A 13,246-nucleotide genomic window follows, 5' to 3' on the forward strand; every position below is an offset into this window, starting at 1 on the left:
GAGAGGAAGTTGCATGTCTCGTAGGCGCCAGTCCGTGACGATCCGCCATGTCGCGGCCGATGCCGGCGTCTCGCTGCAGACGGTGAGCCGCGTCATCAACAAGGAGCCCGGCGTGCGGCCGGAGATGCTCCACCGTGTGCAGGCGTCGATCGCCAAGCTCGGCTATGTGCCCTCGCTCGCGGCGCAGCGGATGAGCGGGTCGCGCTCCTATCTGATCCTCGCGCTCAACGATCGCGAGCGGACCATCGCCGACTGGCGCGCGCGCGAGGGGCGCGACTGGGTCGACCAGATGCTGCTCGGCGGCATGCTCGCCTGCGCGGCGCACGGCTATCGGATGATCGTCGAGCTGGTCGACACCCAGAGCGACCAGATCGAGCGCGAAATCTCCGCCGCGATCGCCGCGCTCCAGCCCGACGGCGCCATCCTCACCCCGCCGCATTCGCAGAACCCGGTGATCCTCAAGCTACTTGCCGAAAAGGGGATCGAGATCGCCCGGATCGGCTCGGTCGCCGAGGGGCCGGGGCATATGCTGGTGCAGGACGATCGCGGCAGCGCGCGGCTGGCGACCGAGCATCTGCTGGCGCTGGGGCACCGGCGCGTCGGGTTCATCGCGGGGCCGGCGGAATATGAGCTGAGCGCGTGGCGCGTCGAGGGCTGGCGTGCGGCGATGGCGGCGGCGGGGCTGTCGTCGGACGGGCTGCTCGAGACCGGCGACTTCTCCTATGAGGCGGGGCTGATCGCGGCGCGCACGCTGCTCGACCGGGCGGACGTGACCGCGGTGATCGCCGCCAACGACCAGACCGCGCTGGCGACCATGGCGGCGGTGCGGGGGCGGGGGCTGAGAGTGCCCGAGGACGTGTCGCTGGTCAGCTTCGACGACACGCCGATCGTGCGGTTCGCCAGCCCGGCGCTGACCGCGGTGTCGCAGCCGATCGCCGATATCACCGCCAAGGCGGTCGAGCGGATCATCGATGCGTGCGCCGGCCGTGCGCCTGCCTCGGCCGAGCCGGTGGTGCTGCCGTCGACGCTAATCGTCCGCGACTCCACCCGCCGCCCGCCGGCGCGGTAGGGGCCACCACCAGTCCCGTCATTCCGGCGAAAGCCGGAATCCATTGGGGTCACCGTTGCGGCTCCTGCCGATAGCGAGAGGCGTCTGGATCCCGGCCTTCGCCGGGATGACGGCTCTTGGGGGGGCGTTGCAGCCCCCCGACCCTCAGTTGCGCAGCCGCTCGATCGCCTGGGCGAGCGCGACGTAGAGCTTGCCCGCGTCGGACGAGAGAAGGGTCACCGCCAGCGGATTTCCGTCGCGCAGGCTCAGCACTTGGCGCAGCATCGTCTCGAAATCATGGACATAGCGATGGACGTTCTCGCGGAACGTTCCGTCATGCTCGTACAGCCGGTGGATCTCGCGCGCCTCGTGGGGGGCGAGCAGGCGCACCGCGCGGCGGGTGAACACGCCGCGATCGCCCTTGAGATAGGCGCCCCAGGCACCGTCGGTCACTTCGGTCGAGAAGGTCTTGGCGATGTCGATCGAGGTCGAGTGGAGCGCGTCGATCAGCAGCGCCATGCGATGGGCGAAGCCGTCGCTGTCGGCGCGTTCCTGCGCGTCCTGCGCCTCGGTGATGCGCGTTTCGGCGAGCTGGTTGGCTTCTTCCAGCACGGACATCTGCGCGCGGAGATGCTCGGCGGCGCGGGCGGCGGCACCGATCGCGGCGTCGGCGGCCTTGGTCAGCGTCTCGACCTGACGGCGGACCGACAGCTCCACGGCATGCTCGATCACCTGGTCGGTGGCCTCCTGCAGCACGCGGTTGACCGCGGGCACGATGCCGTCGATCGCCTCGCGGGCATGGTCGGCGGCCTTGTTGGCGCTGTCGCGGACGCGGAGCAGCGTCTCGATCAGCTCGGGCGCGGCGTCGCTGGTGAAGCTCCTGGCGTGGAGGATCGCGCCGTCGACCGCACGGCTGAGCGTTTCGGCCTGGTCGGCGGCGGTCGCCAGCGTCTCGGCGAGCGCGGCGCGGCCGCGTTCGAGCGCAGTCTGCTGGTGGGTGACCGAGGCAGCGATCCCCGCCACCGCATCGTGCGTGGTCTCGGCGGCGGTGACGAGGCCGAGCAGCTCGGGCTTGGAGGCGGCGATGCGCTTGCGGGTGGCGTCGATCCGCTCATCGAGGCGACCGAGCGCGGCAGGCATGGTCTCGTCGAGTTCGCGCGCGGCGGCGTCAAGCGCGGTCAGCAAATTCTCGGCGGTGGCGATCACCTCGCGCGCGGTACCTTCGCCGGTGCGCATAGACTGGGTCATGCCGTCCATCGACTGGTGTAGCCCATGGATCGCGGCGGCCAGCGCCTCGGTGCGGCGGGTGCCGGCGGCGTGGAGGACCTCCAGCTCGGAGTCGAAATTGGCGGCGCCTTCGGAGAGGCGGGCGAACAGCGCGTCGCCGCGCCGCTGCTCCTCGCTGAGCCGCGACGAGATGCGGATGATCGCATCCTCGATCAGCGCCATGCGCTGCGCCATCGCGGCGCTGCTGTCCTCGGTGGCGCGTTCGAGCGCGGCCTGGTTGGCACCGAGCATCGCCAGCATCGCGTCGCCCTGCGCGGCGATGCCCTGGCGCGACTGGTCGATGGCGGCGGCGGCGCGATCGAGTACCGCATCGACCTGCGCCGACATCTGGTCGGTCACCTGTTCGAGCCGGCTGCTGGCGGCCTCGCTGGTCGCCTCCATCCGGGCGATATGCGCGGCGAGCCGCTCGGCGGCGCCCCCGGCGATGCGATCAGCCTCGCGGCCGCGCTCGGCGAGCACGGTGAGCTGGATGTCGAGTGCGGCGGCGGTCTGGCCCGCCTGGAGCCCGGCCTGGTCGACGCGGTCCGCCAATCCGCGCATCTCCTCGTGCGCCTTGGGCAACGAGGCGAGGATGACGGAGACGCTGTGTTCGGCGGCGCTGGTCACGGCGCTCAGCTGCTGGGTGCTCGCGGCGACCGTCTCCGCCTGGCGCTGCGCGCTGGCGGCGGCATGGGCGAGGCGCTCGGCAGCGGCTTCGCTCAGTATCGAGAGGTTGGTTTCCTGTTCGGCGAGGGCATTGTGCTGAGCGAGGAGGCGATCGGTGAGCGTGGCGGTGCGCGCTTCGAGTTCCTCGGCCGCCACGCGCATCGCCTGGGCAGTATAGGCATGGCGGCGCGCCTCGGCGGTGCTGGTGCGCACCGCGATCAGGTAGAGCAGCGCGACCACTGCGGCGGGCACGCAGAGCGAGGCGAGCAGCTGGACGCGCTGGAAGTTGCTCAGCGGCTCGTCCCAGGCGGGCAGCGCGAGGCTCGCCATGCCATAGGTCGCGCCGACCCCGGCCGCGACCGCGAGCAGGGTGAGGATCCAGCCGAGGCGCGGCGCCTCGATCGGCGCGTCGGGTGCAACGGGCGCGGGGTCGTCGATCACCAGGCTTTCCGCCAGCACGGGCGGCTCGGCGGCGTGGGTGTCGAACGATACGGCGGATTCAGCGGTGGAGCCCCCAGTCATCGGGCCACTGTACCAGCTTTGCCGCGCGGACCAAGACCGGGTTGGCAACGAACGGTTAACGATCGCGTACTAGGGTTCCTGCATGGCCTATGATCCCGGTGCAATCGATACGAGCCTTGCCGCCGCCGTGGGCGACGACCCCGCGCTGATCGCCGAACTGCGCGACGCATTTCTCGAAAGCGTCAACCGTTCGGTCGACATGATGAAGACCTCCAAGGGCGCCGAGCAATGGGCCGGCGCAGCACTGCGCCTACAGAGCCTGGCCGGCAGCTTCGGCGCGACCAGCCTCATGGGCCTGGCCGAAGAGGCGGTGCGCCGCAGCGCCCAGGACGGCGCGTTGCTGCGCCGGATCGATAAGGCGGTGGAGAAGCTTTGAGCCGCTGGGGTCTCAGGCGGTACGTTCCGGCGGATCGTCGAACGGTTCAAACTGGGTGGAAAGGGGGCTCTCCGCAGTTAGCGCAGCACTCCAACGAACGCGCTGAGCGAAAGAGCAATCAGAACCCCGTACAGAGCGGCTAGAATCCAGAACTCCCGAGGGTTGTCGACTCGATCAGTGCTCGAGCCCCCCAACACGGGGAACGGCATAGTGCCTGTCCCGAATCCAAAGCATAGCAATCCACCACAGATTGCGGCGATGACGAGAGCCGGCCAGTTCATCCGAGTAGGTTATCAGTGCAAGACTATGTCCGCTACTAGGTGTAGCGGACACCTTCCGATCACCGCGCCTCAATCCGCCGCGGCAGACTCCGGCTCGAACACATCCTTCTCCCAGTTCCGCACATAGGCCGAGCCGGTGGGCGCATCGATCAGGTGGACCCAGCTGTCGTCGATGTTGAGCACCCGGCCAAGCGCCACGCATTCGATCGCGCGGGCGCCGATCGCCTCGTCTTCCAGCCCGCGATAGTCGCCGCGAATGCGCCAGCCGCTGTCGGGCGCATCGCCGACGCTCGGGGGCAGCGGCAGCTCGCGGTAGAGATAATGGACCGCCGCGCCCTGTTCGAGCACGCAGCTGTCGACCAGGCAGCGCGCGTCATAGTGGCGCCGCGCCGGGGCCGAGGGCGGGCGGACCGGGCGGTCCTCGCCCCAGCGCAGGTCGATCACGTCGCCGCGGCGGAACGCCACCTCGCGGCCGGGGCGGAGCTGGGGGATGTCGAGCGGCACATTGTCGAGCCGGCCCCACAGCTTCTCGCCCTCGGCGCGGGTGATCTCCACCCACATCCGCTCGGCGGCATAGTCGCGCGAGGGCGGGGCGGACTGGAAGATCAGCTTGGCGAGGTCGCCCGGGCGCAGCGCCAGCACCTCGTTCTCGCTGGGCAGGAAGAAGGTATAGGGCGCGGCCTCGGCCATCGGCCGGGGATCGGCGATCGTGTAGCTGCCGAACAGGCGCCGGCGCCAACGGTGGAGCATGTCGCGGATCGTAGTCATCGCTTTTTACTCAACTCGCGCATCGCCGCATCGATCCCTGCGATCGTGAGGGGATACATGCGATCGCGCATCAGTTCGCGGATCATCGTTATCGAGTGCGAATAGCCCCATTGCGCCTCGGGCAGCACGTTGAGCCAGACGGTGGCCGGCCAGGTGTCGGTCACGCGCTGGAGCCAGGTGGCACCGGGCTCGTCGTTCAGATGCTCGACCGAGCCGCCGACCTGGGTGATCTCATAGGGGCTCATCGACGCGTCGCCGACGAAGATCACTTTGTAATCCTGGCCATATTTGTGGAGCAGGTCGGCGGTGCGGGTGCGCTCGGTGAAGCGGCGGCGATTGTCCTTCCACACGCCTTCGTAGAGGCAGTTGTGGAAGTAGAAGAATTCGAGGTTCTTGAACTCGCTGGTCGCCGCCGAGAAAAGCTCCTCGCAGAGCTTGACGAAGGGGTCCATCGACCCGCCGACGTCGAGGAAGAGCAGCAGCTTGACCGCATTGTGCCGCTCGGGCCGCATCTTCACGTCGAGCCAGCCCTGCCGCGCGGTGCCGGCAATGGTGCCGTCGATGTCAAGCTCTTCCGCCGCGCCTTCGCGGGCGAAGCGGCGGAGGCGGCGCAGCGCCACCTTGATGTTGCGGGTGCCGAGCTCGCGGGTGGAATCGAGGTTGCGATAGTCGCGCGCCTCCCACACCTTCACCGCGCGCTGATGCTTGCCTTCGCCGCCGATCCGCACGCCCTCGGGATTGTAGCCGCCATTGCCGAAGGGCGAGGTGCCGCCGGTGCCGATCCACTTGCTGCCGCCCTGGTGGCGCTCATGCTGCTCGTTCAGCCGCTGCTGGAGCGTCTCCATCAGCTTCTCCCACGAGCCGATCGCCTCGATCTGCGCCTTTTCCTCGTCGGTCAAATATTTCTCGGCGATCGCGCGGAGCCATTCCTCGGGGATCTCGGCTGGCGCGACGCCGTAATTGCTGGTGATCCCCTGAAAGACCTTGGCGAAGACCTGGTCGAAGCGGTCGAGCAGCCCCTCGTCCTTCACATAGGTGGCGCGGGCGAGGAAGTAGAAGGCTTCGGGGGTGGGCTCGATCACCTGCGCGTCGAGCGCTTCGAGCAGCAGCAGATGTTCCTTGAGGCTGGCAGGGATGCCCGCGGCGCGCAGTTCGTCGAGAAAGGCGAGGAACATGGCGCTAACCTACGCCCAGGGGGTGGAGCCCGTCCATTACGTTAGGCGCCGGAGGGCGTCGGCCGGGCGCATCGTCAGCGCTGCCGCCGCGCCATGAAGGCGAGCCGTTCGAACAGCATCACGTCCTGCTCGTTCTTGAGCAGCGCGCCGTGGAGCGGCGGGATCGCCTTGCTGGGATCGCGCGACTGGAGCACTTCCAGCGGCATTTCCTCATGGAGCAGCAGCTTGAGCCAGTCGAGCAGCTCGCTGGTCGAGGGCTTCTTCTTGAGGCCGGGCACTTCGCGGATCTCGTAGAACAGGTCCATCGCGCGGGAGACGAGCAGCTTCTGGATGCCGGGGAAATGGACGTCGACGATCGCCTGCATCGTGTCGCGATTGGGGAACTTGATGTAATGGAAGAAGCAGCGGCGCAGGAAGGCGTCGGGCAGCTCCTTCTCGTTGTTCGAGGTGATGACGACGATCGGGCGCTCGGCGGCGCGGACATTCTCGCCGGTCTCGTAGACATGGAATTCCATGCGATCGAGCTCCTGGAGCAGGTCGTTCGGGAACTCGATATCGGCCTTGTCGATCTCGTCGATCAGCAGCACGGGCAGGGTGGGGCTGGTGAACGCCTCCCACAGCTTGCCCTTGCGGATATAGTTGGCGATGTCGTGGACGCGGGGGTCGCCGAGCTGGCCGTCGCGCAGCCGCGCCACCGCGTCATATTCGTAGAGGCCCTGCTGCGCCTTGGTGGTCGACTTGACGTTCCACTCGATCAGCGGGGCGTTCACCGCCTTGGCGATCTCGGTGGCGAGCACGGTCTTGCCGGTGCCGGGCTCGCCCTTGACCAGCAGCGGGCGCCGCAGCGTGACGGCGGCATTGACCGCGACCTTCAGGTCCGCGGTGGCGACATAGCTCTGGGTACCTTCGAAGCGCATGGGCATGAAGGTGGGCCGAACGGTGGCGGGATGCAACCCATCCCGAGGGGCAGGGGGAGGGCATTGGTTCCCCCCTTTTTGCCGTCATTCCCGCGAAGGCGGGAATCCATTTGCCAGGGCGCTGGGGGAGAGAGCCGCGGCTTCAGCGCCAATGGATCCCCGCCTTCGCGGGGATGACGATGGTGATGTGGCGGGGGTCAGCCCCGGCTGCGGGCGCCGGCACGGGCTTCGAGCAGGTCCCACAGCCCGCGATGCTGGGCGAAGACCTGTTGTGCGCCGAACAGCATCGCGCGCTCATGCGCCGCCTCGCGGGCGAGGGCGTCGACCACGCTCACCGTTTCCTCGGGGATCGGCAGGCTTGCGGGCCTGGGGTCGACCCCGAAGCTGGTCGCGGCTCGGTCGAGCACCGCACGGATCGCCACCCATTCGATCGCCAGCGCGATCGCCGCGCCGGTCGCGCAGCCGGCGCGATCGGACTGGGCGAGCATGTCGAGCGCGTGGCGCTGCGCTGCGGCGGCGGCTTCGCTCTCGGCATGGCCCGGCGTACTGGGTAGGGGACCGACAGCGGCGACAAGGCGGACGAGATAGGCGCGCTCGGCGACGAAGGCATCGGCGGCGGCCTCGAGCCACTCGCATTCGATCGGGTGACGTCCATGGCCGGCGGCATAGTCGACCAGCCCCGGATGGCGGCCATGGAGGCGCGCAATGTGGTGGACCGCGTCCGCCAGATCGCGGCGGGGCAGGGCGTCGGCGCGCAGCGCACGCAGATGGAGGTGGCGGGCACTGCCGTCGGTCCCTGCCAGTGCGCCCATCGGGCCCCAAGCGCCCGACAAATGCTCCATCGGTGCGGTATCCACGAGCATGACCTTCCTCATCTGGACAGTGCCGCCCGCCATCGGCCGGTCCGGAGGGGATCGCACAGCGACCATACCGAAGCGCATAGAAAGATGGTTACGCCAAAATTAATCTTGAAAGACAGGATTTCGGCTCCCCACGCATCCTTGTCCCAAAAGAAAACGGCCCCGGGGGATGCCCGGAGCCGTTGTTCCTGTTCGTGGCCGATGCGCTTACTGGTCGAGGAAGCTGCGCATCTTGCGGCTGCGGCTCGGGTGCTTGAGCTTGCGGAGCGCCTTGGCCTCGATCTGGCGGATGCGCTCGCGCGTCACCGAGAATTGCTGGCCGACTTCTTCCAGCGTGTGATCGGTGTTCATGCCAATGCCGAAGCGCATACGCAGCACGCGCTCCTCGCGCGGGGTGAGGCTCGCCAGGACGCGGGTGACCGTTTCCTTGAGGTTCGCCTGGATCGCCGCGTCGACCGGGATGATCGCGTTCTTGTCCTCGATGAAATCGCCGAGATGGCTGTCTTCCTCGTCGCCGATCGGCGTTTCGAGGCTGATCGGCTCCTTGGCGATCTTCATCACCTTGCGCACCTTTTCGAGCGGCATGCTCAGGCGCTCCGCCATTTCCTCGGGCGTGGGCTCGCGGCCCTGCTCGTGGAGGAACTGGCGGCTGGTGCGGACCAGCTTGTTGATCGTCTCGATCATGTGCACCGGAATGCGGATGGTGCGCGCCTGATCGGCGATGCTGCGGGTGATCGCCTGGCGGATCCACCAGGTTGCATAGGTGCTGAACTTGTAGCCGCGCCGATATTCGAACTTATCCACCGCCTTCATCAGGCCGATATTGCCCTCCTGGATGAGGTCCAGGAACTGCAGGCCGCGATTGGTGTACTTCTTGGCGATCGAGATCACGAGGCGGAGATTGGCCTCGACCATCTCCTTCTTCGCGATGCGTGCCTCGCGCTCGCCCTTCTGCACCATGTTGACGATGCGGCGGAACTCGGTGAGCGTCATGCCCGTCTGCTGGGCGATCTCGCTCATCTCGGTGCGGATGCGATCGACCGAGCTGCCCTCGTTCTCGACGAACGCCTTCCACTTCTTGTCGAGACCGACCACCGTGGGCAGCCAGTTCTCGTCGAGCTCGTGGTCGACATAGCGATCGAGGAAGTCCTTGCGGCTGACCTTGTGGCGCTCGGCGAGACGCAGCATCTGGCCGCCCAGTGCCGTCAGGCGCCGGTTGAAGCTGTAGAGCTGGTCGACGAGATACTCGATCTTCGCCTGGTGGAACTGGACGCTCTCCACCTCGGCGGTCAGCTCCTCGCGGAGCTTGTTGTACTTCTTCTCTTCTGCCGCCGGGAAATCCTCGCCGGCCGACATGGTGTCGAGCCGCTGCTGCTGGACCTTGCCGAACTTCTTGTAGATCGCGGTGATGTTGGCGAACTTCTCGAGCGCCTGGGGCTTCAGCTGCTCTTCCATCTGGGCGAGCGAGAGGGTGTTGTCCTCCTCCTCGTCATCGGACGGACGGCGGGCGCGGCGCTCGGTCAGCTCGTCATCGTCGTCCGAGGCGACCTCCTCCGGCTCTTCCTCTTCCTTGAAGCTCGGGCCGGTGCTCGATTCGCTGATCTCGCCATTGTCGTCCTCGGCACCCTCGACCTGCTCGGCCGACGGACCCTTGGAGAGCATGGCGTCGAGATCGAGGATCTCGCGCAGCTGCATCGTGCCTTCGTTGAGGGCGGTCGACCAGCCGATGATCGCATTGAACGTGATCGGCGACTCGCAGAGCCCCAGGATCATCGTGTCGCGGCCGGCCTCGATGCGCTTGGCGATGGCGATTTCGCCCTCGCGGCTGAGCAACTCGACGGCGCCCATCTCGCGCAGGTACATGCGCACCGGATCGTCGGTGCGATCGACGGTTTCCTTCTTCTTCGCGATCTCGAAGGCGGGTGCGGAATCGTCGTTGCTGTCCGCGGTCTCGGCGTCGTCCGCCGAGTCGTCCTCGGTCTCGGCATCCTCGCCCGCGTCCTCGTTCTCGACGACGTTGATGCCCATGTCGTTGAGCGCGGCCATCACGTCCTCGATCTGCTCCGAGGACATCTGGTCCTGGGGCAGCATCTCGTTGAGCTGGTCGACGGTGATGTAGCCGCGCTTTTTCGCACGCGCGACCAGCTTCTTGATCGAACCTTCGTTCAGATCGATCAGCGGCGCGTCACTCGTGTCGGTCGTGTCGGTGACGTCTGCCATGTTCGCCTTCGCCATCAAATCCCTCGAAACTCAGATGGCGGCAATTTTACACCGCCTCTATTCCTCAAAAACGCCGTCTTCCGCAAGCATCAGATTGGCAAGCCGATCCTGAAGCTCCTGCCGTTGCCGTGAAAGCGCCACCTGGCGGGCGAACGCTTCCTCGGTGCCGTCGCGCATCAGGGCAGCGGTCGCCTCGGCGAGCGCCACGTCGACGGCGGGCTGCGCCGCCATCACCGCGATCGCCTCGCCCAGATCCTCGCGCGCCTTCGCCACGTCGGCCGCGGGCCGCGTGAAGGAGAAGGGGAGCGTGTCTGCGCGGAGCAACTCGCTTGCCACTGAATCGAAACCGGACGATGCTAATATGGTGAGGAAATCCTCGCTATCAAGCTGACGCGACGCCGGATTGGTGAGCGCCACCTCGACAACGGCTTCGAATAGCCGGCCGAGTGCCCCCGACGCACTACGCAGACTCCCCAGGATCTCCATGTGCCGGGCGATTTCGACCGGGTGGCGGATGAGCCCGGCGAGGACCGCGCGTGCCAAGATGGGATCGAGCCCGCTCGCCTGCACGCCCTTGATCAAGTGTGACGGCGGGGCCTCGGGCGGCTGCCAGCCGCCGCGGGCGTTGCGGCTGCCGCGCTGCTGCGGACGGGCAGGGGCGGGGCCGCGCTGGTCCTTGCGGAACTCGCGCGGGCCGCGGCCGAACTGCTGGTCGGCGCGGGTGCGGAATTCCGCGATATATTCGTGCTTTACGTTCGGGTCTTGAATTTGCTCAGCAAGTTCGGTGAGGCGGCGCTTGAGGCCGGCGCGCTGCTCGGGCGTATCGAGCGGACCGGCGGCGACTTCGCTTGCCCAGAGGCGATCGACCAGCGGCTCGGGGCGGGCAAGCAGCGCCTCGAACGCGGCGGGGCCCTGCGCGCGGACGAGGTCGTCCGGGTCCAGGCCCTGGGGCAGGGTGACGAAGGCGAGGCTGCGGCCCGGCGCGAGCATGGGCAGTGCGCGATGGGCGGCACGCAGCGCGGCCTTCTGCCCGGCGCTGTCGCCGTCGAAGCAGAGCAGGGGGACTTCGGACAGCCGCCAAAGCCGCTCGAGCTGGTGTTCGGTCAGCGCGGTGCCGAGCGGGGCGACCACCTCGCCGAACCCGGCCTGGGCGAGCGCGATCACGTCCATATAGCCCTCGACCGCGATCACCCGGTCGGCCTTGCGCGCGGCGGCCTGGGCGCGATCGAGATTGTAGAGCGTGCGGCCCTTGTCGAAGAGCGGGGTCTCGGGGGAGTTGAGGTATTTGGGTTCGCCGTCGCCGATGATGCGGCCGCCGAACGCGATCGTCCGGCCGCGCACGTCGCGGATCGGGATCATCAGCCGGCCGCGGAACCGGTCGTACGGCTCCTTGCCCTCGACGGCGATCAGCATGCCGGATTCGACCAGCATCGGATCGCCGTAGGATTTGAGCGCTTCCTTGAGCTTGCCGCGCGAATCGGGTGCGAAGCCCAGGCCGAAGCTGCGGGCGGTCTCCGGCGTGATGCCGCGGCGCTGGAGCACCGCGCGGGCCTCGGCGCCTTCGATGCCGTTGAGGCGCTCGGTGAACCAGGTGGCGGCCTCGCCCATGAGCTCGTGCAGGCCCTTGGCCCGCTCGGCCTTTTCGGCGGCGCGGCGGTCCTGTTCGGGCATGTCGAGCCCGGCGGCCTGCGCCAGCTCCTTCACCGCATCGATGAAGGGCAGGCCGCGCTGGTCGGTCATCCAGCGGATCGCATCGCCATGCGCCCCGCAGCCGAAGCAATGGTAGAAACCCTTGTCGTCGTTGACGTAGAAGCTGGGGGTCTTCTCGTTGTGGAACGGACAGCAGGCGCGAAACTCCTTGCCCGCGCGCTGCAGCTTCACCGACTTGGCGATGAGGGTGGAGAGCGTGGTGCGGGCGCGGAGCTCGTCGAGGAAGGCGGGGGTGAGGGACATTACCTGTTACCCCGGGGGCGCTTGCTCAGCCCCTCCCCCGACCCCTCCCGCAAGCGGAAGGGGTGCGCAGGCTGCGACGCTTCGGCTCCATCGCTCCCCTCCCGCTTGCGGGAGGGGTTGGGGGAGGGGACGGCGTCGCTTGGTACTGGCTGTCGCGATGGCCGCGCCTGCGCCATCGTCGCGATCACCCGCTCTATCTCGGCGACCACGCCGCCCAAATTGCCGAGCACGTCGTTGTTCCAGAACCGCACCACGCGATACCCCTTCGCTTCCAGATATCGCGTCCGTCGCGCGTCCTCTGCGGCGTTCACTGCATGCTGCCCGCCATCAACCTCGACGACCAGCTTCAAACTCCGCGCCACGAAATCACATACATAGGGCGGGACCTTCACCTGCCGGTTGAACCGCACTCCGCCAACTTTCCGCGCGCTCAACGCTTGCCACAGCGCCAGTTCGGCATCCGTGGGGTTGTTTCGCATGTGGCGGGCGTGGGTGCCTGGTTCCATTCCCTCCCCCGACCCAGTTTCAGGTAAACGATGCCCCGCATCGTTTAGATCATGCCGGGGGCATGATCGCACCTGAAACTCGCAAGCGGAAGGGGAGCGCAGGTTGTGATCGTCAGGAAAGCGCCGCCTTCACCAGCGCGCTCGCCTTGCTCATGTCGAGCTGCGCCGCATGCCGCGCCTTCAGCTCGGCCATCACCCGGCCCATGTCCTTCATGCCCGACGCGCCCAACTCGGCCTTGATCGCCTCGATCGCCGCGGTCGTCTCCGCCTCGCTCATCTGCGTGGGCAGGAAGCGTTCGATCACCACCACTTCGGCGGCCTCGGCGTCGGCGAGTTCCTGCCGTCCCCCCTTCTCATACATCTCGATCGATTCGCGGCGCTGCTTGACCATCTTCTGCAGCACCTCGACGACCAGCACGTCGTCGTCCTCGGGTGCCTTGCCGGTACGGGCCTCGATGTCGCGATTCTTGATCGCGCTCTGGATCAGGCGGATCGTGGCGGTCGACGCCTTGTCGCCGCCCTTCATGGCGGTCACCAGCGCAGCCTTGATGTCGTCGCGAATCATTCGTGGTCTCTCGATCTTGTCCGGGAAAGCGCGGAGACATAGCCGAATGCCACAAAACTTAACAGATTGACGCACCCGCCCATGGGGTCTAGCGGGCGGCCCTTAGCAACATCGCAAAACCCA

General features: G+C 67.5%; 11 protein-coding genes. 2 read left to right on the top strand and 9 right to left on the bottom strand.

Annotated features, from left to right (window positions below; genetic code table 11):
* The first annotated feature begins 13 nt into the window (after positions 1-13).
* Positions 14-1,069 carry a LacI family DNA-binding transcriptional regulator gene (locus tag QZ670_RS00840; RefSeq protein ID WP_294250619.1) on the top strand — a complete coding sequence of 352 codons (1,056 nt, stop codon included), beginning with the start codon at positions 14-16 and terminating at the stop codon, positions 1,067-1,069.
* A 144-nt stretch (positions 1,070-1,213) separates the two neighbouring features.
* Here the strand turns inward: QZ670_RS00840 and QZ670_RS00845 are convergent, their stop codons facing one another.
* Positions 1,214-3,502, bottom strand: coding sequence for a hypothetical protein (locus QZ670_RS00845; RefSeq protein ID WP_294250621.1), 2,289 nt, complete (start codon positions 3,500-3,502; stop codon positions 1,214-1,216).
* 82 nt (positions 3,503-3,584) lie between these two features.
* On the opposite strand from QZ670_RS00845, the gene QZ670_RS00850 reads away from it, so the two are divergent.
* On the top strand, positions 3,585-3,878 hold the full coding sequence (locus QZ670_RS00850) for an Hpt domain-containing protein (RefSeq protein WP_093292741.1): 294 nt from the start codon (positions 3,585-3,587) through the stop codon (positions 3,876-3,878).
* Between the two features lie 350 nt (positions 3,879-4,228).
* Here the strand turns inward: QZ670_RS00850 and QZ670_RS00855 are convergent, their stop codons facing one another.
* From QZ670_RS00855 to QZ670_RS00890, 8 genes are all read right to left on the bottom strand, one after another.
* Positions 4,229-4,927, bottom strand: coding sequence for a DUF2185 domain-containing protein (locus QZ670_RS00855; RefSeq protein WP_294250633.1), 699 nt, complete (start codon positions 4,925-4,927; stop codon positions 4,229-4,231).
* On the bottom strand, positions 4,924-6,102 hold the full coding sequence (locus QZ670_RS00860; RefSeq protein ID WP_294250635.1) for a VWA domain-containing protein: 1,179 nt from the start codon (positions 6,100-6,102) through the stop codon (positions 4,924-4,926). Before QZ670_RS00860 ends, QZ670_RS00855 begins: the two co-directional genes overlap by 4 nt.
* A gap of 74 nt (positions 6,103-6,176) precedes the next feature.
* Positions 6,177-7,019: a MoxR family ATPase gene (locus tag QZ670_RS00865; RefSeq protein WP_294250638.1), complete on the bottom strand. Its 843-nt coding sequence runs from the start codon at positions 7,017-7,019 to the stop codon at positions 6,177-6,179.
* Positions 7,020-7,216: 197 nt separating this feature from the next.
* Entirely contained in the window at positions 7,217-7,882 is a 666-nt protein-coding gene (locus QZ670_RS00870; RefSeq protein WP_294250641.1) for a hypothetical protein, read from the bottom strand.
* Positions 7,883-8,086: 204 nt separating this feature from the next.
* Complete coding sequence (gene rpoD, locus QZ670_RS00875; RefSeq protein WP_294250644.1) at positions 8,087-10,114, bottom strand: RNA polymerase sigma factor RpoD; 2,028 nt, start codon at positions 10,112-10,114, stop codon at positions 8,087-8,089.
* A 42-nt stretch (positions 10,115-10,156) separates the two neighbouring features.
* Positions 10,157-12,052, bottom strand: a complete 1,896-nt coding sequence (dnaG, locus tag QZ670_RS00880) for a DNA primase (protein WP_294250647.1) — start codon at positions 12,050-12,052, stop codon at positions 10,157-10,159.
* Positions 12,052-12,558: an endonuclease domain-containing protein gene (locus tag QZ670_RS00885; protein ID WP_294250650.1), complete on the bottom strand. Its 507-nt coding sequence runs from the start codon at positions 12,556-12,558 to the stop codon at positions 12,052-12,054. Before QZ670_RS00885 ends, dnaG begins: the two co-directional genes overlap by 1 nt.
* 112 nt (positions 12,559-12,670) lie before the next feature.
* On the bottom strand, positions 12,671-13,123 hold the full coding sequence (locus QZ670_RS00890; protein WP_294250653.1) for a GatB/YqeY domain-containing protein: 453 nt from the start codon (positions 13,121-13,123) through the stop codon (positions 12,671-12,673).
* Positions 13,124-13,246: the final 123 nt, after the last annotated feature.

The sequence above is a fragment of the uncultured Sphingomonas sp. genome (assembly GCF_913774285.1).
GTDB lineage: Bacteria > Pseudomonadota > Alphaproteobacteria > Sphingomonadales > Sphingomonadaceae > Sphingomonas.

Coding starts and splice junctions, on each gene's coding strand:
- QZ670_RS00845 (WP_294250621.1), bottom strand. CDS start 3,502: ATGACTGGGGGCTCCACCGCTGAATCCGCCGTATCGTTCGACACCCAC.
- QZ670_RS00850 (WP_093292741.1), top strand. CDS start 3,585: ATGGCCTATGATCCCGGTGCAATCGATACGAGCCTTGCCGCCGCCGTG.
- QZ670_RS00860 (WP_294250635.1), bottom strand. CDS start 6,102: ATGTTCCTCGCCTTTCTCGACGAACTGCGCGCCGCGGGCATCCCTGCC.
- QZ670_RS00870 (WP_294250641.1), bottom strand. CDS start 7,882: ATGCTCGTGGATACCGCACCGATGGAGCATTTGTCGGGCGCTTGGGGC.
- QZ670_RS00840 (WP_294250619.1), top strand. CDS start 14: ATGTCTCGTAGGCGCCAGTCCGTGACGATCCGCCATGTCGCGGCCGAT.
- dnaG (WP_294250647.1), bottom strand. CDS start 12,052: ATGTCCCTCACCCCCGCCTTCCTCGACGAGCTCCGCGCCCGCACCACG.
- QZ670_RS00885 (WP_294250650.1), bottom strand. CDS start 12,558: ATGGAACCAGGCACCCACGCCCGCCACATGCGAAACAACCCCACGGAT.
- QZ670_RS00865 (WP_294250638.1), bottom strand. CDS start 7,019: ATGCGCTTCGAAGGTACCCAGAGCTATGTCGCCACCGCGGACCTGAAG.
- QZ670_RS00890 (WP_294250653.1), bottom strand. CDS start 13,123: ATGATTCGCGACGACATCAAGGCTGCGCTGGTGACCGCCATGAAGGGC.
- QZ670_RS00855 (WP_294250633.1), bottom strand. CDS start 4,927: ATGACTACGATCCGCGACATGCTCCACCGTTGGCGCCGGCGCCTGTTC.
- rpoD (WP_294250644.1), bottom strand. CDS start 10,114: ATGGCGAAGGCGAACATGGCAGACGTCACCGACACGACCGACACGAGT.